This window comes from Nonomuraea sp. NPDC050383 (genome assembly GCF_044459125.1).
Lineage (GTDB): Bacteria > Actinomycetota > Actinomycetes > Streptosporangiales > Streptosporangiaceae > Nonomuraea.
Map to the genome: position 1 here is coordinate 114052 of NZ_JBITIP010000014.1, position 22457 is coordinate 136508.

At 70.5% G+C, this 22457-nt stretch carries 22 protein-coding genes and 3 pseudogenes; 4 read left to right on the top strand and 21 right to left on the bottom strand.

Annotated features, from left to right (window positions below):
• Positions 1-22: 22 nt before the first annotated feature.
• The 9 genes from ACIBG4_RS30295 to ACIBG4_RS30335 all read right to left on the bottom strand — a co-directional run bounded on the left by ACIBG4_RS30295 (position 23) and on the right by ACIBG4_RS30335 (position 10272).
• Complete coding sequence (locus tag ACIBG4_RS30295) at positions 23-409, bottom strand: hypothetical protein (RefSeq protein ID WP_397204713.1); 387 nt, start codon at positions 407-409, stop codon at positions 23-25.
• Positions 410-677: 268 nt separating this feature from the next.
• Positions 678-1751 carry an NAD(P)-binding domain-containing protein gene (locus tag ACIBG4_RS30300; protein ID WP_397204714.1) on the bottom strand — a complete coding sequence of 358 codons (1074 nt, stop codon included), beginning with the start codon at positions 1749-1751 and terminating at the stop codon, positions 678-680.
• Positions 1752-1879: 128 nt separating this feature from the next.
• The gene (locus ACIBG4_RS30305; protein WP_397204715.1) at positions 1880-3319 is read right to left on the bottom strand and encodes an L-fuculokinase; all 1440 of its coding nucleotides are present in this window, start codon (positions 3317-3319) and stop codon (positions 1880-1882) included.
• Between the two features lie 10 nt (positions 3320-3329).
• Positions 3330-5081, bottom strand: a complete 1752-nt coding sequence (locus tag ACIBG4_RS30310; RefSeq protein ID WP_397204716.1) for a discoidin domain-containing protein — start codon at positions 5079-5081, stop codon at positions 3330-3332.
• A gap of 103 nt (positions 5082-5184) precedes the next feature.
• The gene (locus ACIBG4_RS30315) at positions 5185-6003 is read right to left on the bottom strand and encodes a hypothetical protein (RefSeq protein WP_397204717.1); all 819 of its coding nucleotides are present in this window, start codon (positions 6001-6003) and stop codon (positions 5185-5187) included.
• 67 nt (positions 6004-6070) lie between these two features.
• On the bottom strand, positions 6071-8545 hold the full coding sequence (locus tag ACIBG4_RS30320) for a PQQ-dependent sugar dehydrogenase (protein WP_397204718.1): 2475 nt from the start codon (positions 8543-8545) through the stop codon (positions 6071-6073).
• 298 nt (positions 8546-8843) lie between these two features.
• Complete coding sequence (locus tag ACIBG4_RS30325; RefSeq protein ID WP_397204719.1) at positions 8844-9614, bottom strand: hypothetical protein; 771 nt, start codon at positions 9612-9614, stop codon at positions 8844-8846.
• A complete protein-coding gene (locus ACIBG4_RS30330) occupies positions 9605-10150 on the bottom strand; it encodes an MFS transporter (protein ID WP_397204720.1) in 546 nt (181 codons plus the stop codon). The genes ACIBG4_RS30325 and ACIBG4_RS30330 overlap by 10 nt, the downstream gene beginning before the upstream one ends.
• Positions 10150-10272 carry a hypothetical protein gene (locus ACIBG4_RS30335; protein WP_310710050.1) on the bottom strand — a complete coding sequence of 41 codons (123 nt, stop codon included), beginning with the start codon at positions 10270-10272 and terminating at the stop codon, positions 10150-10152. Before ACIBG4_RS30335 ends, ACIBG4_RS30330 begins: the two co-directional genes overlap by 1 nt.
• A gap of 206 nt (positions 10273-10478) precedes the next feature.
• On the opposite strand from ACIBG4_RS30335, the pseudogene ACIBG4_RS30340 reads away from it, so the two are divergent.
• Positions 10479-10553 (top strand): annotated as a pseudogene (locus tag ACIBG4_RS30340) (helix-turn-helix domain-containing protein); the annotation flags it as partial.
• A gap of 30 nt (positions 10554-10583) precedes the next feature.
• Positions 10584-10973, top strand: coding sequence for a cupin domain-containing protein (locus ACIBG4_RS30345; RefSeq protein ID WP_397204721.1), 390 nt, complete (start codon positions 10584-10586; stop codon positions 10971-10973).
• Here ACIBG4_RS30345 and ACIBG4_RS30350 read toward each other — a convergent pair.
• The 11 genes and pseudogenes from ACIBG4_RS30350 to ACIBG4_RS30400 form a co-directional block, all read right to left on the bottom strand.
• Entirely contained in the window at positions 10918-11490 is a 573-nt protein-coding gene (locus ACIBG4_RS30350; protein ID WP_397204722.1) for a DUF4158 domain-containing protein, read from the bottom strand. The two genes, ACIBG4_RS30345 and ACIBG4_RS30350, sit on opposite strands and share 56 nt — an antisense overlap.
• Positions 11491-11523: 33 nt before the next feature.
• Complete coding sequence (locus tag ACIBG4_RS30355) at positions 11524-11979, bottom strand: Tn3 family transposase (RefSeq protein WP_397204723.1); 456 nt, start codon at positions 11977-11979, stop codon at positions 11524-11526.
• A gap of 190 nt (positions 11980-12169) precedes the next feature.
• Positions 12170-12754 carry a hypothetical protein gene (locus ACIBG4_RS30360; protein WP_397204724.1) on the bottom strand — a complete coding sequence of 195 codons (585 nt, stop codon included), beginning with the start codon at positions 12752-12754 and terminating at the stop codon, positions 12170-12172.
• 17 nt (positions 12755-12771) lie between these two features.
• Positions 12772-13428, bottom strand: coding sequence for a C39 family peptidase (locus tag ACIBG4_RS30365; protein WP_397204725.1), 657 nt, complete (start codon positions 13426-13428; stop codon positions 12772-12774).
• 977 nt (positions 13429-14405) lie between these two features.
• Positions 14406-14969, bottom strand: a complete 564-nt coding sequence (locus ACIBG4_RS30370; RefSeq protein WP_397204726.1) for an RICIN domain-containing protein — start codon at positions 14967-14969, stop codon at positions 14406-14408.
• Between the two features lie 154 nt (positions 14970-15123).
• Positions 15124-15318: pseudogene (locus ACIBG4_RS30375) on the bottom strand (transposase family protein); the annotation flags it as partial.
• A 298-nt stretch (positions 15319-15616) separates the two neighbouring features.
• Positions 15617-15868 (bottom strand): annotated as a pseudogene (locus tag ACIBG4_RS30380) (transposase); the annotation flags it as partial.
• 86 nt (positions 15869-15954) lie between these two features.
• Complete coding sequence (locus ACIBG4_RS30385) at positions 15955-16347, bottom strand: MerR family transcriptional regulator (RefSeq protein WP_397204727.1); 393 nt, start codon at positions 16345-16347, stop codon at positions 15955-15957.
• Between the two features lie 48 nt (positions 16348-16395).
• Entirely contained in the window at positions 16396-17436 is a 1041-nt protein-coding gene (locus tag ACIBG4_RS30390) for an NADP-dependent oxidoreductase (RefSeq protein WP_397204728.1), read from the bottom strand.
• Positions 17437-17633: 197 nt separating this feature from the next.
• Positions 17634-18695 carry a hypothetical protein gene (locus ACIBG4_RS30395; protein WP_397204729.1) on the bottom strand — a complete coding sequence of 354 codons (1062 nt, stop codon included), beginning with the start codon at positions 18693-18695 and terminating at the stop codon, positions 17634-17636.
• Positions 18692-19459 (bottom strand): DUF4239 domain-containing protein, encoded by a 768-nt coding sequence (locus tag ACIBG4_RS30400; protein WP_310710069.1) that lies wholly within the window; start codon positions 19457-19459, stop codon positions 18692-18694. Before ACIBG4_RS30400 ends, ACIBG4_RS30395 begins: the two co-directional genes overlap by 4 nt.
• Before the next feature lie 246 nt (positions 19460-19705).
• Between ACIBG4_RS30400 and ACIBG4_RS30405 the strand changes: the two genes are divergently transcribed.
• A complete protein-coding gene (locus ACIBG4_RS30405) occupies positions 19706-20056 on the top strand; it encodes a hypothetical protein (protein ID WP_310710071.1) in 351 nt (116 codons plus the stop codon).
• Between the two features lie 49 nt (positions 20057-20105).
• Here the strand turns inward: ACIBG4_RS30405 and ACIBG4_RS30410 are convergent, their stop codons facing one another.
• Positions 20106-20747 carry an Lrp/AsnC family transcriptional regulator gene (locus ACIBG4_RS30410; protein WP_355438858.1) on the bottom strand — a complete coding sequence of 214 codons (642 nt, stop codon included), beginning with the start codon at positions 20745-20747 and terminating at the stop codon, positions 20106-20108.
• A gap of 119 nt (positions 20748-20866) precedes the next feature.
• Here ACIBG4_RS30410 and ACIBG4_RS30415 point away from each other — a divergent pair, with 119 nt between their 5' ends.
• On the top strand, positions 20867-22456 hold the full coding sequence (locus tag ACIBG4_RS30415) for an ABC transporter substrate-binding protein (RefSeq protein ID WP_310710075.1): 1590 nt from the start codon (positions 20867-20869) through the stop codon (positions 22454-22456).
• The last annotated feature ends 1 nt before the right edge of the window (position 22457 follow it).

Below are 22457 nucleotides of genomic sequence, written 5' to 3' on the forward strand. Positions count from 1 at the left end.
ACCGAGGGTAGATATTAGGGGATCACACCACTCCGCCGGGAATCGCCGCGTTCGTGACGGCTGACACGGCCGGGTGCGCGACGGATGAGACGGCGGCTCGCCCGGCGGCGGCTCGCGCGACGGCTGACACGGCCGGGTGTGCGGCGGGTGAGACAGCGGCTCCCTCGGCGGCGGCTTGCGCGGGGGCGTAGAGGGCTCCGTCGGCGGGGCGGCCGTTCCAGATGGCGAGGGCCGCCGCGAGGGCGGCCACGGTGGCGAGCAGGAGCCCGCCCGCGACCGCCCGCCTGGCCGTGGGACTCAGCGCGGCCTGGAACGGGTCGCGCGGCCGCCGGGGCATGGGGGCCGGTGGCGCGGGGGCGTCGTGGTGGCCGGACGGGCGTGGGGACGCCTCTCCGTCCTGCCCCGTCAAGACTGGTCCCGTCAGGTCGCGTGCGCCGGTCGAGCCGCATCGGCCTTTCGGCTTGCGTGGACCCTTGACGTGGTTCGGCCCCGTCACGTCGCGTTCCGTCACGATGGCGGCGCACCTCCCGACCCGATATCCGATCCTTTTACGCGATAAAGATCCTGATGTCGGGACGTTACCTCTCAGTGACGCCGCGTGTCGAGGCACGAGCCTGCCGCACCCGTAACCTCGACATGATGGGTATTTCCCCTTGCGCGAACCGCCGAGTGCTGCCTCACGCGGCCCGGGTGGCGGCTGTGAGGAGGCGGCGCACGTTGGAGGCGGCCGTGCGGCCCGCGCGGTTCGCGCCGATCGTGCTGGCCGACGGGCCGTAGCCGACGAGCTGGAGCCTGGGCTCGGCCACCACCTGGGTGCCGTCCACGGCGATCCCGCCTCCCGGCTCGCGCAGCCGGAGCGGCGCCAGGTGGTTCAGGGCCGAGCGGAACCCGGTGGCCCAGACGACGGCGTCGGCGTCCTCCTCGGTGCCGTCGGCCCACGCGACGCCGTGCGGGGTGAGCCGGGCGAACATCGGCAGCCGTTCCAGCGCGCCCTTCTCCATCGCCTCGCGGACGACCGTGGAGTAGCCGAGGCCGGTCACGCCGACGACGCTCTGCGGCGGCAGCCCCGCACGTACCCGCTGCTCGACCTGGGCGACCGCCTCGCGGCGGGCGTCCTCGCCGAAGTCGTCGTCCCGGAACAGCGGCGGGCGGCGGGTCACCCACAGCGTGCTCGCCGCGACGCCGGCCAGCTCGGACAGGACGTGCGCGGCGGAGCTGCCGCCGCCCACCACGACCACCCGCAGGCCCCGGAACTCCTCGGGCCCCCGGTAGCCGGCGTAGTGGAGCTGCCTGCCCCGGAAGTCGCGGGCGCCCGGATAGTACGGCCAGTGGGGACGGGTCCAGGTGCCGGTGGCGTTGACGACGGCACGCGCGGCCCACTCCCCCGCGCCGGAGGCGACGGTCAGCCGCTCGCCCGGACCGCGCGTGACGGCGCTCACCGCGACCGGGCGGAGCACGCGCAGGCCGAGACCGCGCTCGTAGGAGTCGTAGTAGGCGGGCACCACGGCGGCGGCCGGGCGGTCGCCGCCGGCCGTCCGGTCGCGCCTGCTGCCGGGCAGGTCGAAGACGCCGTGGACCTTGTCCATGGTCAGCGTCGGCGACCGGTGCCGCCACGCCCCGCCGGGCCCTTCGGCGGCGTCCAGGACCAGGGGGTCCAGGCGGAAGCGGCGCAGGAAGTACGCGCTGGACAGTCCCGCCTGCCCTGCGCCGATGACCACGACGTCGATCTCCTCCACGCCCCTTGCAACCACGCGCTCCCGCCGGCTCTTCCCCCGTGCTCAGGGACGCGGCGCGCCGAGCGAGGGCACGGTGTTCGGCAGCGCGATCCGCACGGCGGCTCCCCTCTCACCGGATCGGGGCGTGGTGGGACGGGGCGCCGTCACCGTGCTTCCCGTCCGTACGGGGGACGTGGGGCGGTCGCCGAGGCGAGGAAGCGTTCGTACGCGGCGTCGTAGGCGGTGGCGAGGGCCGGGTCGCGGGGCAGGGCCTCGCGGGGCAGGACCGGGACGTCGTCGAGGGAGCCGCCGGCGTGCCCGGCGATGAGGGCGGCGCCCGCGCACACCGCGTCGCCCGCCGGCACCACCTCCACCGGCGGGGCGGACACCGCCGCCTTGACCCGCATCCACAGCGGGACCCTGACCTGCCCGCCGAACACGGCCAGCCGCCGGACCTCCGTCCCCGCCAGCGCGGTGAGCTCGGCCAGCGTCCAGCGGGTGTGCAGGCAGGTGCCCTCGATCGCGGCGGCCAGCAGGTCGCCGGGCCCGTGGCCGGCGTCGAGCCCCGACAGCGTCACGCGCCGGCCGGGGTCGGGGGCCGGCGCGGCGCGCCCCCGCAGGTACGGCTCGGCGATGACGCCCGTGGGCAGAGCCACGTCCTCCAGCAGGCCGGGCAGCGCGGCGTACCGGTCGGCGGCGGAGGAGGAGGGCAGGAGGAGGGCGAGGAGCCAGTCGAGCAGCGCGCCGCTGCTGGACAGGCCGCCGACCAGCATGACGTGCCGGCCGTCGAGGGACGGGTCCGCCGTGATCCCGAGGTCCAGGGCCGCCCGGGGGCCCGGCGGGGCGGCGGCCGGGACCATGACGGCCTCGGCCGTGCCCAGGGAGTCGCCCGCGTCGCCCGGACGGCGGACGCCGGCGGCCCAGCAGCCCACCGCGTGGTCGTGGCCGGCGATCACCACCGGCGTCCCGGCCGCCACCCCGTCGAGACCGGCCACCGCGCCGCCGACCGGCTCCACGGCGTGCGCCGGCGGCGGCAGCCGGTCGGGGCCGAGGCCGGCGAGCGCGAGCAGGCCGGCGTCGTACGCGCCCTTCGCCGGGTCGTAGGCGAGGGTGCGGGCGGCGAGCGTCTCGTGGGTGCGCAGCGCGCCGGTGAGCGCGTGGGCGACGGCGTCGGGCGCGCCGGCCCACCAGCGCATGCCGTCCAGTACGGCCGGCTCGTGGCGGCGCAACCACAGCCACTTGGCCAGCGGCGTCTTGGCGGTGGCGCGGTGCCCGGTGACGGCGAACAGCGCCACCTCGTCACGGGCCAGCTCGGCGGCCTCCTCGGCGCCTCGGGGGTCGGTCCACCAGATGAGCGGGGTGAGGGGGCGGCCACCGGCGTCGAGCGGCACGCCGGTCTCGGCCATGCCGGTGACGCCGATGGCCTCGGGCGGGCGTCCGGTGCGCTCGGCGCACCGGCGCAGGCCCCCGGCCACGGCCGCCACCAGGCCGGGGAGGTCGCGCGGGGTGGGCCGCCGGTCCTCGGCCAGGCACCGGCCGGTGTCGTCGTGGAAGGCGACCTTGACGTGCGTCGTCCCGACGTCCACACCAGCCAGTGCCCGCATGGCCGGGAGCCTACGCGAGAGCGGGCCGGGCGTAGGAGCCGCCGATCCACGCCTCGTCCACCCGCAGGCGGGCGGCGGCGTGGGTGCTGACCTTCTCCAGCCGCACGTACCGGGCCGTGGTGGCGGGCACGTCGATGAACTGCACGCCGCGCTGGTTCGGCAGCGTGCCGGTCTTGATCGCGCTGCCCCAGGTGGAGCCGTCGGAGCTGACGTACACCCGGTAGGAGTTGATCCGGGCCGAGTTGGCGGCCGGGTAGGTGGTGGAGTCCTCGCGCTGGTTGAGGCCGATGTAGCGGATCGGCTTGGCGCTGCCGAGGTCGAAGCGGAGCGACACCGGCTCGGCGGAGCCGGCGTCCCAGTAGGTGAGGTAGTCGCGGTCGCCGGCGTGGGAGGCCGGGTGGCCGCTCGCGGAGGCGGACGCGGACAGGGTGACGCCCGAGAGGATCCCCTCCCGTCCGTTCGAGACCACCTTGAACACCGTGTCGTACTGGTCCCACGAGGAGACGCCGCTGAGCTTCAGCGAGCCGTTGGACTGGGTGAAGGAGACGGCGGCGCCGGTGCGCAGGTTCGTGACGGAGGCGATGCGGTAGCCGTTGTCGCGCAGCGACAGCGTGCTCCCGGACGGGCGGGTGAGCACGTGGACGTAGTGCAGGTTCGGGTCGGCGCGGCTGACGGTGGTGACGCCGTGCGCGCCCGAGTTCCAGAAGCCGGGATCGAGGCCGCCGTTGAGGTAGCCGCCGCCCTCGGTGCCGCCGATCGACTCCCAGATGGCGCCGAGGTAGCCGTCGGCGAAGGTGTTGAACGCCTCCTGCGCGGGCGGCATGCGGCCGGCCTTCATCGGCGTCTCCGCCATGAGGGCCTTGACGGACGAGCCCACGTTCGTGATCAGCCGGCCGAGCGTCAGCCGCTGGTCGACTGCCTGGTCCGACCCGCCGTACCACCAGGGGCCCGCGGTGGGCAGCTTGAAGTCGGCCTCGGTGAGCCGGGGCAGCGCCGTGTAGACCGCCTGCGGGTAGTCGTAGTCCGGCGTCATGCCCGTCTTCTGCTCGTTGCTGATCATGTCCATGATCGGCGTGTCCTCGTTGTTGTTGGACAGCGTCATGTCGGGACGGTCGCGGCGGATCCGCTCGTACAGGCCGTTGCGCTCCCAGTAGGCGTTGTCGTTGTCGATCCAGAAGCCGGCCAGCTTGGGGTAGCGGGCCATCTGCTCGACGAACAGGTCGTAGCTGTACTCGCCGAACCCGTCGCGGGTGTGCAGGTCGACGGTGTGCCCCTTGTAGGCGGAGTAGGCCGCCGAGTCCAGCCACGACTGGCCGGCGGACAGGCCCTCGTTCCACCACTGCGGGTCGTCGGTCATGTAGTGGATGACCTTCAGCCCGCGCGCGTCGGCGGCGTCGATCAGCTCCCCGAGGAAGTTCCTGCTCGTCCGGCAGGAGCCGGGGATGCCGGAGGGGTACGGCCGGGCGTAGCCGAGCCGGGAGTGGAAGGTGGCCAGCACGATGTACTGGGTGTGCAGCTTCCTGGCCTCGTTGACCCAGTAGTCGGGCTTCCAGCCTCCGCCGGTGACGGCCGACTCCCAGGCGGAGCAGCTCGTGTGCTGCGGTGCGGTGCGCATGCCCCAGTGCAGGAACAGGCCGCCGACGGCGGAGCGCAGGAACGCCTGGCGCGGATGGGTCAGCTCGGCCCGGGCGGTTCCCGCGACCAGGAAGGTGAGCAGGAGGGCGAGCACGGCGGGTAACGCCATGCGGCGGGATCGGCTCATGGGCGGCTCCTCAGGAGGACGGGGGTTGACGATGGGCCGGGAGCCGGGTCGACGGCCGGTCCCGTGACGCGCCGCGCCCTCGACCCGTCGGGTCCGGGGAGGTTCATGTGACGGCCTTGTACGCGCGCAGGTTCGTCAGCAGCAGGTGGCAGTCCTGGAGCGAGCCGGAGGTGTCGCCCAGCGAGCGGTAGATGCCCCACTTCGGGCGGACCCGGTCGCCGAGGAACGTGTCGACGCCGGTCTTGACCGCGTCCACCACCGTGGCGCCGCCCTTGCGGACCACCCAGCGCACCCCGCCGGCGCCGCCGTCGCCGATCCTGAGCTCGTAGTCGATGTCGATCCACGTGTTCTGGAGCGGCGTCAGGTCGGTTCTGCCGACCAGGATGTCCGGCTCGAACACCTTGTGCTCGATGGTCTGCGCGCCGTTCACCCGGCGCAGCGAGGTGACGGTGATCGGGCCGGTGCCCGTGCCCGGCATCTTGGTCTGGAAGATGTGGGTGAAGGTGGTGGTCGCCTTGAGGGTGCTCGGGATGTACATCGAGTAGGTGACCCGCCACAGCTCCCCGGACTTCCACTTCAGGTAGCCGCCGCTGGTGCGGTTGCCGGTGACCTCCTGGCGCTGCCTGTCGGTGCTGGTGTCGCGGTCGGCCAGGTGCATGGTGAAGCGGTAGTCGTTCCCGTCGGGGCGGATGTGCGGCTGACCCGCCGGGTGCGAGTCGGCGCGGTCGTCCTCGACGGTCTCCCACGCGTTCATGCCGTCCGAGGACGCCGACGGTGACCACAGGAGCTGCCAGCGCATCCCGGACGGGAGCAGGCCGGCGGCGCGGGCGGCCCCGGCCGCGCGGGCCGGGACGGCGGAGAGGGCGGGGGTGAGGGCGGCGGCGCCGAGGAACGCGCCGAACCGGCGTCGTGAGATGTCCATCTGTCCTGCCTCGGGTTGATGTCTCGGAGATTCTCAGGGGTTCTTTCAGGGGGTGGTTCCGCGGCGGTCAGCGGATGTCCGTCCTGCGGATCACGTCCGCCGCGCCGCTGCCGTTGTTGTCGGAGTTGGTGGAGCCGAACCAGATGGCGCTCGCGTTCGGCACCTTCTCCACCACGCGCAACCGGCCGTACGTGCCGTTGAAGTACGAGTTGACCGTGGAGACGTTCTCGCCGTTCAGCACGATGCGCCACAGCCGCTGGCCGCGCAGGGCCGCCATGAACACCGTGTCGTTGACGATGGCGATGCCGCTGGGCGAGGCCTCGGAGACGCTCCAGGTGTACTTGGGGTTGGTCATGCCGGAGGTGCCGCACGTCCCCTCGCAGGTGGGCCAGCCGTAGTTCTTGCCCGGCTGGATCAGGTTCAGCTCGTCGCGCGAGGAGTTGCCCAGCTCCGAGGACCACAGCCGGCCGGCGGAGTCCCAGGCCAGGCCCTGCGGGTTGCGGTGGCCGTAGCTGTAGACGCGCGTGCCGAACGGGTTGCCGGGCGCGGCGGCGCCGGTCCTGGTGATGCGCAGGATCTTGCCGTTGAGCGAGGCGAGGTCCGGGGCGTTGCCGGACTGCTGGGCGTCGCCGGTCGTGACGTACAGGTAACCGTCGGGGCCGAACCTGATCCGGCCGCCGTTGTGGTACCTGTTCTTGTCGATGCCCTGCAGGATCGAGGTGTAGCCGCTGAGCGCGGTGCCGTTGAAGGTCATCCTCGCCACGCGGTTGCCTTCGGCGGCGGTGTGCATGAAGAACACGTCCTGGTCGGAGGCGCCGTTCCAGGTCTTCGACATGGCCACGCCCATGAGGCCGCCCTCGCCGTCCGTGGTCTGGACGTTGGGGACGGTGCCGACCTGCGTCTTGGCGCCGGCGGCGGTCACCTTGTACACGCGGAAGGTGTCGCGTTCGGTGACGAGGGCGAACGAGCCGTCCGGAGCCCAGGAGACGTCCCACGGCACGTCCCAGCCGCTCGCCACCGTGGTGGGCGGCTGCGGGACGCTGCCGCACGCGCCGGTGGTGAAGCTCGCGGACGCGGCGCTCGGGGTGGAGAGCTGTCCGGCGGTGTCGCGGGCGACGACGTCGAGCTGGTACGTGTGGCCGCACTCCAGCGGGACCGTCGCGGTGGTGACCGGCGGGGTGCCGGTGACGGTCTGCAGGACGGTGCCGCCCTGGTCGCGTACGAGGTAGGCGCGCACGCCACCGTCGTCGGTGGAGGCGGCCCAGGCGACGGTGGCGGAGGTGGGCTGGACCCCGGACACCGTGGGGCGGCCGGGCTGTGACGGCGGGTCGTCGGCCGGGGCGGGCAGCGTCCGGCAGTTCGCCTCGGGGCTGCTCGCCGACACGTTCCCCGACGCGTCGCGGGCGAAGACGGAGAGCTGGTAGGCGAAGTCGGGGTTCAGGCCGGTCAGCGTGTACGGCGGGGCGGTCGTGGTGGCGATCTGCGTGCCCTGGTGGAAGATGTCGTAGGCGACCACGCCGATGTCGTCGGTCGAGGCCGGCCAGTCGAGCCGGAGGCTGTCGTCCGTGATGTCGCCGCACACCGGGCGGCCGGGCGGCGTCGGCTTCACGGTGTCGGCGGAGCCGCTCACGCGCAGCCGGTCGAGGTTCGGCCCGCCGCCGGCGGTGGTGGCGGTGGCGCGGACGGTGTTGGCGCCGGCGTCGAGGGTGGCGGTGACGCTGATCTCCTGCCACGTCGTCCAGGCGCCGGTGACGGGGAAGGACCGGCTCGCGGTCACCTGGACGCCGTTGACGGTGACGCTCATCGGACGGTCGGTGCTGGTGCCGTTGGCGAACCGGAAGGCCAGGGTCTGCGGGCCGGCGGCGGCGGCGCTGACGGCGAACTCGACGTACGAGCCGGTCACGTTGTCGTAGTTGACGAAGCCGGAGCCGGTGTAGCCGGCGTGGTTCGACTCGACGACGCCCTGCGCGATGGTGGCGCTCTCGGCCTGGTAGTCGGTGAAGGCGCCGGCCGGTGGTTCGACGTCGAGGTAGTCCCAGTTCGGGTTGCCGCCGGCGGTGGAAGCGGTGGCCCGGACCTTGTTGGGCCCGGCGACCAGCGGGACGGTGAGCGTGGCGGTGGCCCAGGTGTCCCAGTTCGCGGTCGCGGCGAACACCCGGCCGGCGGCCACGACGGTGCCGTTGACGGCGATGTCGCTGGGCCGGTCGGCGGCGGTGCCGTTGGCGTAGCGGAAGGACAGGGTGGCGGTGCCGGCGGCGGGGGCGTTGACGGTCCACTCGGTGAAGGAGCCCGCGACGTTGTCGCCGTTGACGAAGCCGGCGCCGGAGTAGCCGGTGTGGTTGGACTCGACGGCCCCCTGGGAGACGGTGGCGCTCTCGGCCTCGTACCGGGAGGCGGCCGCGGTCGCCGCGGTCGCTGCGGTCGCCTCGGCCGCCTCGGCCGCCGCGGTCGCCTCGGCCGTGGGCGGCGGCGCGGCGAGGAGTCCGGCGAGGAGGGCGAGCAGGGCGACGGCGGCGCGTCTCCGGGGCCTTCGTAAGATCATGGGGCGCTCCTGCTGAGGGGGTGATCGTGGGGCAAAGATGGGAGCTTTTCATGGTGTTCCCACAAATAGTCACGACCGTCAACAGATTTCAGATCTTGGAACGCTCCATCTTTTAGTAAACTTTCCTAATCCGATGTCGATGGTTGGCTGATAGACATCCGATGTAAGGCGACTTGGACACGAGAAGGTCCCTGATGTAGCGCTTTCAGGATGCAAAGGTGGGATCTGTCTTCGCCGGGATCGGCCGAGCGTGAGCCAGGGCCTTCGCACGTACGGCGGGTTCGTTGCCCATGCTGCCTCACCGCGAAACTGGTGCCTGGTGAGACATAGGATGTCTCATCAGGCGAATGCGCATGCGGTTCAGCAGACCCAGCCGTTCACCCTGCCGGTTCCTCCACGCGTCGGGTCCAGCGACCAGTCGTGCTCGGTCCAGGAGAACGAGCGGCACAGCGGCCGCGGCGAGGGCGGCCCCGATCAGGCAGACCGAGGTGAGAGCCGCCCCTCGCGTGAGTGCGGCGGCCGCCAGGACGGGGGTGATGCTGATGCCCAGCTGGAATGCCGACATGGTGGCACCCGCCAGGGTCGGCGCGTCGGCCGCGATGGCGAAGACGCGTCCGTGGACGGCGGGGTTCAGCACGAACGCGGCCACGCCCATCAGGAACACCGTGGGCACCACCGCCCAGACCTGCTGGATCGCCACCACCATCACCGCCGGCAGGATCACGATCGCCGATGCTCCGGCGAGCAGCGCGAGGTGAGGGCGCTGATCGGACACGCGGCCGCCGACGGACAGACCGACGAAGGCGCCGACCCCGAAGAGCGCGAGGATCGCCGGGATCCGGACGCCGGGGACGGCGGTGATGGCGGCGAGCATGGCTGCCAGGTAGTTGAACGTGATCATGTACGCGGCGGTGGTCAGGATCGTGATCGCGTAGATGCCCCAGAGCGCCGGTTTCCGCATCGTGGCGAGCTCCCGCGCGACACTCGGCCGGGTGGGCCGGTCAGCGCCTGAGCCGGCGGCGGGGAGCCCGAGGTGGCACCCCACGATCCCGGCGACCGTCAGGGCCACGACAGCCCAGAAGCCGCACCGCGCCATTGGACGAAGTGGCTGAGCAGCGTGCCCGCGGGACCGCCGACGACCATGGCCACGCTGAGCCCGCTGACCACGACTCCGGAGGCGCGGGCGTTCCGGTCCGGCGGCACCAGGCTGATCGCGGTCACCGCGGCGACAGCGAAGAAGCCCGCGTAGGCGATGCCCGAAACAGCCCTCGTCAGCAGCAGGACCTGGTAGTCCCCCAGCAGCCCGGCGACGATGCCGGCCGCGAAGAGGCCCTGGGTCGCCACCAGCGCGGTACGGCGAGGCCACCGCAGGCTCAGCACGGCGAAGGGCGGCCCGCCGACCACGACACCCAGCGCGAACGCGGTGATCAGGAACCCGGCCGATGCGAGCGTGACGTCAAGATCGGCGGCCACCGCCGGCAGTACGCCGGCCAACAGGAACTCCGCACTCCCCATCGCGAACAGGCTGAATCCGAGCAGGTACACCCCTGCGGGCAACCTGCCGGCGGCAGCCTTCCGGGACGTCTCCACGGTGGTGCCGGCCATCACCTCACCCCCGCGACGCCGAGCCCATGAGGCGAGACGGCGGCGGACAGCTCCCGTTCGAGCAGCCGGCCGGTCATATCGGCAGCGGCGGCCGAGCCCGCGCCCCCCAGCACCTCTGACATCGATCCGCTCGTTGACTCCGTTATTGTTTGCATGCGAATCACCTCCGCCGAAAGGATCGGCAGAGTAGCTCGGAAACAGCAAAATTCTTTGCTGATTCCGGGACACATGGGTTGACTGCCCCCATGGACGACCACCCGAGCGTCAGTGCCGTGATAGAGCAGATCGCCCTCGACTGCGCCGCGCCCGCGAGAAGAAGGGCATCAACCTGGCCGACCTCGCGCGAGCCACCGGCATCTCGACCAGCACGCTGTCCCGGCTGGAGTCAGCTCAGCGCAGGCCGAGCCTCGAGCTGCTGCTGCCGATCACCGCGGTGCTGGGCATCCCTCTCGACGAGATCGTCGCCGCACCCCGGATACTCGACCCGCGCGTGCCACAGCAGCCCACCAGAAAGGACGGCCGGGTGCTGATCCCGTTGTCGCGCCAGCAGGGAGAGCCACGGGCGTACAAGATGACCATTCCAGCGCACGACGAACAGCCCCACCTGCGGACCCACGCGGGCTACGAATGGCTCTACGTGCTGCGCGGCCGGCTCCGCGTGAGACTGGGCGATCACGACTTCGTCATGGGAGCCGGCGAAGCGGCCGAGTTCGACTGCCAGATCCCGCACTGGTTCGGCGCCGCCGGACGCGGCAGCGTCGAAGTGCTCAGCCTCTTCGGCAAGCAGGGCGAACGCATCCACCTCCGCACCTCCCGGCGCTGACGCGGGAGCACGTGGCGGCGCGTGAGCCGGGTCGCGCTCCCCCGAGTCGACCGATCAGATGCAGTACGAGGTTCGCGTGGCCGGGCGGACCGTACGTCGTCAAGAAGGCCGGATCTACTGCGGCAGCGGCCCACGCCGTGCCCAGCTTCGTCTGGATCTGCCCGGCATGCTCGCGATGCGTCGGTTCCCGCTGCGCATAGAGCTTCAGACACGACGCGTCCGCGATCCCCAACTGCTCGGCCAGATAGCCGATCACCTCGGTTGGCACCCCGTCGAGCGGATCTGCCAGGAACCGGCCGATGTAGCGCACGCTGGTCAGCTGGACGGCGAAGCCGAGCTGGTTGTGCGGACCCCTTTTCTTCCTGATCAGAGCCTTGTCCGCGTTGTCCAGGAAGAGTTGTCCAGGAAGAACAGCTTCTCCAGCTTCGCACGTCCTGGCGCACCGGCAAAGCGCCCGTACCGGGCGGCCTCGCCATCGCTCAGGAAATCCACCGGCATGAACGCAAAGTAGGGCCACGCCCTACACACCGTTACCCGAGCGATCGAAGCATTACCACTTGACCGCCAACCGATCACTTTGCTCGCGCAGCCCCCCATGGCCCAACCGCGACGATCGGAGGTGAAGTGACGCCCTTGGCTCCCTTCCCTTTCCGAAGTACTTGGTATTGATTCCGGCGTTGATGGTTTTGACCGGGACCACGAACCGCCCGTCGGCGGAGGCGAGCTCGCCGCCGCCCCAGGCCTTCGCCAATCCCAGGCCGGAGTGATGGTCCACCAGGGCGGCGTTGGCGGCGATGAGGGCGGCGCGCAGGTAGTTCTGTTCCACCCAATACAGCCGGTCCAGGGCGAGGGCGGGTTCACCTTCGGCGGCCATCGGCCGCATGCCGACGTTCATCGCCTGGCCGACCAGCACGGCGGCGACCGAGGTGATCATGTCCTGTCTGCGGGAGGGCACGTCTCCCGACACGTGCGCGAAGGGGTCCAGGCAGCCGGTCCAGGAGTGCACCTCAAGCAGGGCTTCGGGAGGTCCACGATGGGCATGCGGGCATCGATGTCGGCGCGCAGCGCGGTGAGGGAAGCGGGCTCATCCAGGCGATCCAGCGGGGGCGACAATGAAGTCGCCCCCGTTCCACCGAGCAGCTCACGCCGACCGGCGGTCTTTCGCGATCACGCCCAGGAAGGGCGAGCGGATGGCATCAGGCCGGCTTCCAGATAGGGGGCTGGTGGGCTCTGTAGTCCTGGGCACGGGTGGTGAGTTCTCGGAAGAACACCGGTGGAGGTGTGACCTGGCCCTCGCGCCCGATCGGGGAGGGTGCCAGCGGTATGAGCAGGTCGGTGTTGGGTGAGTGCAACCACAGGGCCATCTGGTAGAGCTCGGGGATCCGCAGCAGTCGAAGGTCGAACCCGGCCAGTTGGAGCTGCGGCAGGGCTCGTGCGGCTTTGACCGCGGTCACGGTGGCTCCAACGGACGAGCCTCTGTAGAACGTCGGCGGGAAGGTGCGTTCCGGCGTTTCGGAGATTTCGGCGCCGGCGAGCACCTTGCCGCCGGACTCCAGCAGGAATCGCCAGCCCACCGGCTGCGCCGCTTCCAGGCCGCCGCCGGCCTCGATGTCTCGCACGAGAAGTGCGAACACCCGATGTGGGGTGGACACCTCCACGTCATCTGGGGCGATCTCGCCCAGCAGTTTCGGGCCGTCTCCGCTGGCTCTGGCGATTTGGCCGAGATGGGAGCGCGTTTCGTCGCGAATCCGTCCCGGCGGTTCAGGCGTGTTCAACGGCATTGCGAAGCTCCCTGAGGCTAGTTGCGCCGAGTCTTGAAGGTCCTGTTCCAGGTGCCGTTCGGGCCGCCCGGGTAACCGCCGAAGAGCGTCTCCCATGCGATCCACATGATGGGAGTGTCCTCCATGCCCTCGTATACGCCCCGCGTGTCCTCCCACGGGTCATGCACCCATACGTGCACCAGTTCGCCGGTCTCCGGGCGGTAGCTGTACCCCCAGATGTTGACGACGTGGCCGGACAGGCCGCCACCCCAGCCGATGTTCATGATGATCGGCCGTCCGGCGTCTATCTCCGCCTTGACCTCGTTCTTCGTCAGCTCCGTGAACCTTCTGATCCCCACCCACCCGCCGCCCATCCATGTCTGGTCGACGCGATGCCTGTCACCTTCGGCGACCGGGACCTGAATCCCCGCTTGCTGCAGCGGCCCAGCATCCGGCCACCAGCCCTGGTTGCAGTCCCCGCGTAACTCCTCGCCCGGGCAGCAGCGGAACGGTCGCTGGGCGGCGAACCGGGAGTCGTCCCTGTTGAGGACTGCGGCGGCGAAGCTGCACTGGGTCCAAACCTGCGCGTTGGCGTAGAAGTTCGCGACGCTGATCGTGGTCGCGTTCCAACACCAGTATGTTTGTTGCTGGTATTGAATGCTGCGCCAGTATGTCGAGCCGAGGCTCTTTATCATGACGCTCTCGTCTAATTGCGGCATTCGGTGTCGCCCCTTCGCTACGCCGGTTACGTCGTCGCCGTCTTCGTGCTGATGATCAACGGCATTCTTCGGTTATGGTGCGCCGTCCTAATGGCGCCTTGAGTAGGGGATGCTGAGCCCGCGATAAAAGCCCCCTTTGCCGTGTCTCCGAGAACCTCAGCGTTTCCCCTCGCGCGGACCGCGTCAATGCGCCCGCATGTCCACAACCGGCCGCCCCTGCTGATTGACGCCGCACGCCCGTTCATGTCGTCGAACAGGAGGTCAGCGAGATCCGGAACAGGATGCGGCAACCAATTGACTGCTTTGCTAGGTTCTTGCCTGGAGAGCAGATCCGTTGGCTGTCGCTGAACTCCATGGCGATCCATGGGATACAGTCACGCCTCGTTCCTGACCATCGAGAGACTGAGACGCGTCGAGTTCGGTGGGACGGTTGCGGCTGGCCCGATGTGGACAGCGCGCGGCCCTAATTCTCCTGGACGCCGGCATTTTCGCTGAAGGCCTCACCGGTGCCCAGAGAGGTCGGATGCCGGATGGCGCGATCTGGGACGGACCACCAGGCCCGGTCCGCAGCATCTGAACAAACTGGCAAGGGCCATGTAGAGCTCACCCGTCCCGGATCCCGGCGCAGCAGATCGCTCCGCCTGTAGCGGGCAATGACAGGGCCGGCGTGGGCGCGGCCCGCCGCGACAGCCCGCGCATCCTCTGCTTTCGGGGTATGCGTCAACGGTTGTCGGTCGCCCGCTACCTTTTCGCGCGCTTCAATGCCGGATGTTCTCCATCTCGGGGGCAGACCAAGTACGAGAGAAGGGGGCAGTGAGGCGCTGAGTCCCTGGTCAGAGCGTTGGGGCTAGGCCGGCGGAGGAACTTTGGGGGGTCATCGAGGCAGCTTTGCGAGCCGGGAAGCCCTCTGGTGAGTCTCATGCTCCCCGGCTCGTTTCAGCTCGGCAGCTGCTTTACCAGGTGTGACCTTCCCGGAGGAAGCGCCACAGCCGGTCGGAGGAGTTCTGGTCCCGGTTGAGGTAGAGAGTATCCCAGCTTCCTGACCCCTGATAGGTGTCCAGGGTCAGCGCGACAGCGGTGTTGACCCGGGGGCGGAAGGCGCCCCACCCGGTGGGCTGACCGATGTCGGACTCCTCCGGACGACGTGACCAGTCCTGCAACTGCGAGCCGTTGCAGGTACGGATCACGACCTTGGTGCCTGCCACGGGGCCGGCGATGGCGGGTTGCAGGCACTTGTTGGCCGCTTCGTTCTTGATCACGTAGTGGCCGTCCGCCTTGACCTCGTAGGTCCACTTGGCGGTGCGGTAATTCCAGCCCGGGTGACGTAGGGAGATCGCCTCGGCTCCCTCGGCGACGCTGTCGCCGAGGGCGGCCAGGCGGCTGCCGTCCATCCGATTGATGAACTCGCGGTTGGTCTGCGGCTCGGCATGCGCGGCGGGCGTGACTGTCAGCAAGGTGAGAGTCGAGGTGGCCGCAGCTGCGGCGAGCATGGCCATGCGGCCGGTGACGGACGTCACAGGGATGCCCCTTCTCTAGGAGAATCGGAACGGCCCGGGCCAAAGGATCAACGCGCGCAGTTACTGAAAGTAGCAGTCAAGCGCATTGAGTTACAGCATCCACGCTGCCTGGCGAGGGATGAGCGCGCCAGCACGGTTAATCACTGAGCCCTTTTCATCCTGAGTAGCGGCCCTCTTCGATGAGCTGCAGGACGAGGATCGCCTGCACGAGTGCGGTCGCTCGATGCGGGCAGCAGCGCAGCTTGGTCAGCACCTTCCAGCTCTTCAAGGTCGCGACGGCGCGTTCGCCGATGGCGCGAATGCAGGCGTGGGCGCGGTTGACCTCTCGCTGCCCGCGAGACAGCCAGGGAGAGCCGGATCAGCAGCTAGAAGCCAGAGCATCAACGGGCCCCCAGCTCTGCCAGTCATGCCTGGGGACGGCGTGTCGTATTCGGGCGATTCCGGCATAGCCGCACCGCATAACTTCATACCCGCCCCACGTGGGAGCGAAGCGACCCCCCAGGTCATGCCCTGGGGAGCACTACGCGCCGAGGCCACCAAGATCTGGGCCGCTCTCGCACGGCTTAGCGCGCAGGCCCCGCGGGTGCGCTACTCCGCGGACAGCGGGCTGACCTTCCCTGCTCGCTACGAGCGGCCGGTCACCGCGCGAAGATCGCCAGCTTGATCCATTCGTCGCGGCGGTTGCGGATCGTGGTGGCCGAACAGGTGGTGTCGGCGATGGCCAGATAGGAGCAGCCGAACCGGAGCACCTGGATGAGCTTGTCGAACACGATCCGATCCTTGATGCGGCGGCGGTGCACGCCGAGTGTGTGCGCGGGGTCGAACTCGGGCCGTGAGGGGAGCAGGGCGGAGAACTGGACCCACAACGGCTCGATAAGCCAAGCGGGGATGGCAGGCACGGATGTTCTTCGTATAGGCAGCAGATCCGGCCGTCTTGCCGTGGATGGTGCGCTCGCCCAGCCAGAAGGTCCGCGGCACCTCATAATTAGGTGACCCGCTCGTCTGCGGTGTCGCCAGGCGCCGCCAGCCAGGGCATGCGGTGGACAAGGCTGTCGCGCAGCCGAGTGAGAGTGGCGATGCGCTCCTCCAGCTCAGCCACCCGCTGCGCGGCGACGGCGTTGCTGCCGGCGCACGGCGGCGCGTAGCAGAACACCTCGGGCAACTCAGCGTCGAGGTAGTCCAGGAACGACTTCACATCTTCGACGGTGAACCCGCAGGCCAGCAGCTCACGAATGTTGCGGACGCGGAGGGTTGCACTGGGCTCGTACACGCGATACCCCGCGGTCGTACGGCCGGACTCCAGCAGGCCCTGCTCCTCGTAGTAGCGCAGGGCACGAGTCGTGGTCCCGGCCTCCGCGGCCAGTTCACCGATGAGCATCACAGGCACCTCCGAGTCCAACCGCACGACTTCACGTACACATCAAGGTCAAGTCCCGAGCCGGACCACCGTCTTCCCGGTGTATGCGCCCTCCACGAGACCGAGGAGGGCCTGCGGCGCGTTCGCGAGCCCGTCGATCACCGTCTCGTCGTAGACGATCGCGCCTTCGCTCAACCAGGTACGGAACTGCGTGTCGAACTCCGGAGCACGGTCAGGATGATCGCTCATGGTGAAACCGCGCATGGTGAGACGCTTGCCGATCACGCTGAGCAGGTCGCCCCGCCCATCGTCAGGACGGCTCTTGCCCTGCTGGTTGAGGGCTCCGCACAGCGCGATGCGACCATGCGGGTTCATGACCTCGATCGCGGCCTGCAACTGTTCGCCGCCCACGTTGTCGAAGTAGACGTCGATGCCTTCGGGGGCGGCCTCGCGCAGCCTGTCCACGATCGGGCCGTCGTGATAGTCGAAGGCCGCGTCGAACCCGAGTCTGCCGGTCAGACGGGCGACCTTCTCGAGTGATCCGGCGCTGCCGATCACCCGGGACGCCCCCTTGAGCCGGGCGATCTGACCGGCCATGTTTCCAGTCGCTCCAGCCGCGCTGGAGACGAAGACGGTGTCGCCGGGCCGTAGCTCCGCGGCATCCGTGAGCCCGACATACGCGACCAGCCCGGAGCCAAGGTAGATAGAAGGAGTCGAGTAGGCGTTGCGGTCAACGCGGCGAAACAGCCCGGCCCGCGCCACGGCGTACTCGCGCCAGCCGAACCGATGCATCACCAGGTCGCCTGCGCCGAGCGACGGGTCGGCAGAGGCCACCACTTCACCGATGGCGGCTCCGTACATCACCTCGCCGACCTCATAGCGGGGCATCGGCAGACCAGAGACCCCCGCGATCAACATGAGCATGCCGGGCTCGAGCGACATGAACAGATTGCGGACCACTACCTGACCCACCACGGGATCAGGGACGGCGACCTCGGCGATCTCGAAGTCGCCAGGAGCGGGCAGACCTGCCGGGCGTGCGACAAGCCTGACCTCCAGTCCGGTGCGGGAGGTGCCGGAGAACATTGTGCTTTCCGAAGGTTCGTCCATGCCGACGACGGTAGGGTTTGACCCATACGTGAAGGTCAAGCCGTTCGTCCGGTGACGGCCCAAGGACATGCCAGAAACTCCACCGGATCCTGGCCTGCACGGAGCGTGGACAACTAAACGACCTTGAAACTGCGTGCCCGTGCAACCTCCCACCCCAGTCGAGCCGCCTATCTGCGGAGGGCGGCCGAGCCGGGGCACTAGCGCGTGGCGAAGGCGACTGCCGTGGTGGAGGCGATCAAGGTGGTCACCACCACCATGATCAGCACCGAGCCCAGCGGGCTGCGGCGTTCGCGGGCCGGGGCGGCCTGCTTGCGGGATGGGTGGAACGCCGCCCGGGTGGGCGTCGGCTCCGGCTTCGGGGACGTGGTGGGGGAAGGCACCGGTGCCTCGGTTCGTACCGTGTGGCGTGCCGGGGCGCGGACCGGGGCCGAGCTGCGTATCGGTGAGCTACGGACCGGGACCGGGGTCCGGGTGGGAGTGGGCCGGCGGGTCGGCGTGGCCCGGGGCGTGGGGGTGCGGGTCGGGGCCGGTGGCGGCGTGAGGGTGGGTGTCGGTCTGACCGTGGGAGCGGGCGCCGCCCGGGGCCGGCGGCACGATCCGATCTCGACGCTGACCACCGGCGGCACGTCCACGCAGACCGGTCCCGGGGGCGGGCCGCAGGAGCCGATGTGCACGACGGCCACCGGCAGGTCGGCGCACACGGCGAGCCCGCCGCCTCCGTGGTCGCCGCCCAGGAGGTCCAGCACGCCGCCTCCGTGGTCGCTGCCCGGGTCGTCCAGCTCGTCCTCCAGAGGGTCGGCCGCCAGGCGCAGGTCCGCCCGCACGGCGGCCGGCCGGCCTCCGCTCCCGGATCGGCGGGCTCCGGCCACGTGATCGGCAGATCCTCGGGTGCCCCCCGATGACCGTGCCGCGCTCAGGCCCCTCCCCTCGGTGCCGCCGACCCGCTCGTTGCCGCCGGCCCCGTCGTTGCCGCCGGTCGCCTCGCGGGCGCGGGCGGAGAGCGGCGCCAGGGCGTGCCCCGGCATGCCGGTCAGGTGGTCGCCACCGGCCGGCGATCCGGAGGTGGCGGCCGCCGTGCCGGCCGGTGGCCGGTCGGTGGACGGCACGCCGGTGCCCGGTCCGGGGGCCGCGGCGAGAGGCGCGCCGGCCGTCTCGGAGGCGGGCTCGGGCAGGGGGGCGGCCGTGGCCGGGGCGCCCACGTACAAGGCCAGCAGGACGCCGGCCAGGAGGAGCGGCGTGCGCCGGGCGCCCACGGTCACACGCCTCCGCCGATGCGCGCGAACTCCTGCAGCGCCGCCTTGAACGCGTCCGGCCCCACCGCCAGCGGCCCCGCGAACACGTGCGCGATGTCCCACGTCAGGTATGTCCCGAAGCCCAGCAGCGCCGCCATCGCCACGAGCGGGGCGAGAGCGACGCCGCGCGGCCGGGCACCCGCCAGGAACGGGAAGACGATGACCACGATCCCCGTGAGGATCGTCAGGAAGAGCAGCCCGGGCGGCGGCGTGGAGGCGGCGTCGGCGGCGCGCTGGGAGCGGGCGGCGGCCAGGTCGGCCACGTGGTCGAGCACGGTGGCCCTGGCGTCCTTGGCGTCGTCGTCGTCCGTCACGATGGCGGCGACCCGGGCGCGCAGCGCGTCGAGCCGCTCGGTGCCGACCGGGTGCATGCGCCCCTGCTCCATGGCGGGCCACTCGTCGCCGACCACGAACGTGACGTAGTCGCGCAGCGCGCCGCGGACGAGGCCGGGCGCGGTGCCGGGCAGGCCGGAGGCGGCCCAGTAGGCGTCGACGGCGGCCTGGCTCTCGGCCTGGGTGTTCTGCCGGGCGGCGTCGGCCGTGGTCCAGGGCACGATGATGGCGATCGCGAACACCAGCAGGAACAGCGCCGACAGCATCGAGCCCGCGTGGCCGGCCGACGGCCCGTCGGGCTGCCGGTCGTCCTCGCCGCGGCCGGTCATCCTGTACGCGAGCGCGGTGAGCGCCACCACGCCCACCGCCGCCGCGATCGCGAGCGCGTACGCCACCATAACGATCTCCTGTCGCCCTGCCGGATACGGAATGTCACTTGACTATCACAGTCCGCATTCAAAGGTGAAGTCGTGATAACCGGAAAGCAGGGCGCGGGAGGCGGCGGGCCGTCCGGCGGCCGGATCGACGCCCGCCGCACCCCTCCGGGGCGGGCGGCTGGACGGATCGACCACGACGCCGTTCTGACTGTGCCATTCGTCCAGCCGCGTTCTCCTTGTCAGGAGAAGACCAGGATCATGCGGCGGGTGGAGAACCTTCTTAACGACCGCTCGTTCGTCATGGTGAGCTCGACCGCCAGCGCGGTGGACCCCGAGCAGCCCACCGCGTTCCGCTACCGGGAGTCCGACGGGGTGGTGTGGGGCGACTACGACGGCGACACCGTCACGCTGGGGCGCTTCGTCGGCAGCCGCGAGGGCGACGTCGTGACCATCACGTACGTGCACGCCCTCAAGGCCGGCGGCAGGGCCTCCGGGCAGAGTGTCAGCCGCGTGGAGCGCGAGGAGGACGGGCGCCTGCGCCTGGTCGAGGAGTTCCAGTTCGAGGGGGACGACACGCGGCACGTGAGCGTGTGCACCGAGGTGCCGTCCGCCTCCTGAGCGGTCCGCCTCCCGACAGGTCCCTCCCGCGACGTCCGGGGAGGGCCGGTCAGGTGTCCTTGCGGAGGGCCGCCCGGCCCTCCGCCGCGCCGACGAAGCGCATCTTGCCGAGCGGCACGTCCCCCGGAGCCTCCTGAGGGGCCCGGCGGGCGGGCCGCGCGGTGCGCGCGTCGCGGTCGCTCGGCAGCACGTACGGCCGCCTGAGCACCTCGTCCAGGATGAACACCGTCTCGGTCGCCTTGACGGCCGGGATGTTGGCCAGCCGGTCCGTCACCATGGTGTGGACCTCGGCCACGTCGGCCACCCGCACCTGGATCATCGCGTCGTGCTGCCCGGTGGTGATCGCGCAGTACTCGACCTCGGGCATGCGGGCCAGCTCGGCCCGGAACTGCTTCCACATCTGCTGCCGCACGGTGACGAAGATGAGGGCGGTGATGCCCAGGCCGGTGCGGACGTGGTCGATCTCGGCGGTGAAGCGCTTGATGGCGCCGTCCGCGCGCAGCGCCTCGAAGCGCGTGTAGGCGTTGGCGCGGGAGATGCCGACCCGCTCGGCCAGCGCCGACACCGAGATCCTGCCGTTCTCGCGCAGGACCTCGAGGATCTTCATGTGGACGGAGTCCAGTTCGAGACCGATGCCGATCCGTCCAGACGGGCCGCCAGCGCCGCCGCCATTCCTGGAAATATCACTCATTGCTACCCCTTGCCTATTTATATACGTCTTGGCGACCACACGGCTCCTGGACGTTCTGCCAGACAATCCTGGACACCTTTCGACTGATCGTCCAACTGATCGTCCACCTGGAGGACCCTATGGCGACCCGCTCGCAGACGGCGGCCGTACTGCTCGCCGGTGCACTCGCTCTCGCCGCCTGCGGCAGCGGCGGCTCCGGTAAGAGCGGCGGCGGCCCCACCGCGCAGGCCGGCGGCGGCAGGACCCTGGTCATCGACACGTCGTTCGACCTCAAGACCGCCGACCCCGGGCGCACCTACGAGCCGACCGGCCTGATCGTCGGCAAGGCCGCGTACGAGACGCTGCTCACCTTCGACGGCTCCGACGTGACCAAGCCGGTCCCGGCGCTGGCCGACTCCTACAAGCTGTCCGCGGACGGCAAGGTCCTGACGCTCACGCTGAAGAAGGGCGCCACGTTCGCCGACGGCTCGCCCGTCACGGCCGACGACGTGGTCTTCTCGCTGACCCGGGTGCGCGACCTGAAGGGCACCCCCTCGTTCCTGCTCGACGGCGTCGAGGTGGCCAAGACCGACGACTCCACCGTCACGCTCACCTCCAAGCAGGCCAACCCGGCGCTGCCGTACATCCTGCCGAACCCGGCGCTCGGCATCCTCAACAGCAAGCTCGCCAAGGCGCACGGCGCCACCGCCGACGCCCAGGACAAGGCGGAGCAGTACCTGAACGGCTCCTCCGCGGGGTCGGGCCCGTACGAGATCGAGTCGTTCAACGTGAGCAGCCAGGTGGTGCTCAAGGCGAACGGCAAGTACTACGGCCCCAAGCCGTTCTACGACAAGGTCGTCATCCGCAACGTCGAGGCCGCCACGCAGAAGCTCAACGTGCAGCGCGGCGACAGCCAGGTGGCGCTCAACCTGTCGGGCGACCAGGTGACCGGCATGCCGGCGAACCTCCAGGTGAAGAAGACCGCCTCGGCCAACGTCATCTTCCTGCTCGTCAACCAGGACTCCGGGGTGAGCCGGACCACGCCGAACCCCAAGTTCGTCGAGGCGGTGCGCAAGGGCGTCGACTACGCGGGCCTGCTGGAGCTGGCCGGCGAGGGCGCCACGCAGGCGCCGGGCGTGATCCCGTCGCAGCTGCTCGGCGCGCTCGGCGCCGACCAGGCGGCCAAGCGGGACGTCGAGGGCGCCAAGGCGGCGCTGGCGGCCAGCGGGGTGGGCAACCCGACGGTCAAGCTGGAGTACCCGAGCGAGCTGACCGTGAACGGACTGTCGTTCCAGCCGCTGGCCGAGCGGATCCAGGCCAACCTCAAGGAGGTCGGCATCACCGTGGACCTCCAGCCGGCGCCGGTCACCACGGCCCTGGACAACTACCGCAACGGCAAGGAGGAGATGGGCCTGTGGTACTGGGGCCCGGACTACCCCGACCCGAGCGACTACCTGGCGTTCCTGCCCGGCAAGACGGTCGGCCTGCGGGCCGGGTGGAAGGCCGGGGCCGACAGGACGGTCTCGACGGCCGGTGACAAGGCCGCTGCGGCGGTCGGCGAGGACGCGCGCAAGCAGGCGTACGCCGAGATGCAGACGCAGCTCAACGCCACGGGCCCGTTCGTCCCGCTGATCCAGCCGAGCCAGAACATCGTGACGGCCGCGTCCGTCGCCGGCCTGGAGTACCACCCGGTGTGGACCGTCGACGTCGCCGACCTGACCGGTAAGTGAG

Excerpts from the sequence above, each read along its gene's own strand:
- ACIBG4_RS30305 (WP_397204715.1), bottom strand. The coding sequence starts at position 3,319 with ATGCGGGCACTGGCTGGTGTGGACGTCGGGACGACGCACGTCAAGGTC.
- ACIBG4_RS30310 (WP_397204716.1), bottom strand. The coding sequence starts at position 5,081 with ATGAGCCGATCCCGCCGCATGGCGTTACCCGCCGTGCTCGCCCTCCTG.
- ACIBG4_RS30315 (WP_397204717.1), bottom strand. The coding sequence starts at position 6,003 with ATGGACATCTCACGACGCCGGTTCGGCGCGTTCCTCGGCGCCGCCGCC.
- ACIBG4_RS30320 (WP_397204718.1), bottom strand. The coding sequence starts at position 8,545 with ATGATCTTACGAAGGCCCCGGAGACGCGCCGCCGTCGCCCTGCTCGCC.
- ACIBG4_RS30330 (WP_397204720.1), bottom strand. The coding sequence starts at position 10,150 with ATGGCCGGCACCACCGTGGAGACGTCCCGGAAGGCTGCCGCCGGCAGG.
- ACIBG4_RS30335 (WP_310710050.1), bottom strand. The coding sequence starts at position 10,272 with ATGTCAGAGGTGCTGGGGGGCGCGGGCTCGGCCGCCGCTGCCGATATG.
- ACIBG4_RS30360 (WP_397204724.1), bottom strand. The coding sequence starts at position 12,754 with ATGCCGTTGAACACGCCTGAACCGCCGGGACGGATTCGCGACGAAACG.
- ACIBG4_RS30365 (WP_397204725.1), bottom strand. The coding sequence starts at position 13,428 with ATGATAAAGAGCCTCGGCTCGACATACTGGCGCAGCATTCAATACCAG.
- ACIBG4_RS30385 (WP_397204727.1), bottom strand. The coding sequence starts at position 16,347 with ATGCTCATCGGTGAACTGGCCGCGGAGGCCGGGACCACGACTCGTGCC.
- ACIBG4_RS30390 (WP_397204728.1), bottom strand. The coding sequence starts at position 17,436 with ATGGACGAACCTTCGGAAAGCACAATGTTCTCCGGCACCTCCCGCACC.
- ACIBG4_RS30400 (WP_310710069.1), bottom strand. The coding sequence starts at position 19,459 with ATGGTGGCGTACGCGCTCGCGATCGCGGCGGCGGTGGGCGTGGTGGCG.
- ACIBG4_RS30410 (WP_355438858.1), bottom strand. The coding sequence starts at position 20,747 with ATGAGTGATATTTCCAGGAATGGCGGCGGCGCTGGCGGCCCGTCTGGA.
- ACIBG4_RS30415 (WP_310710075.1), top strand. The coding sequence starts at position 20,867 with ATGGCGACCCGCTCGCAGACGGCGGCCGTACTGCTCGCCGGTGCACTC.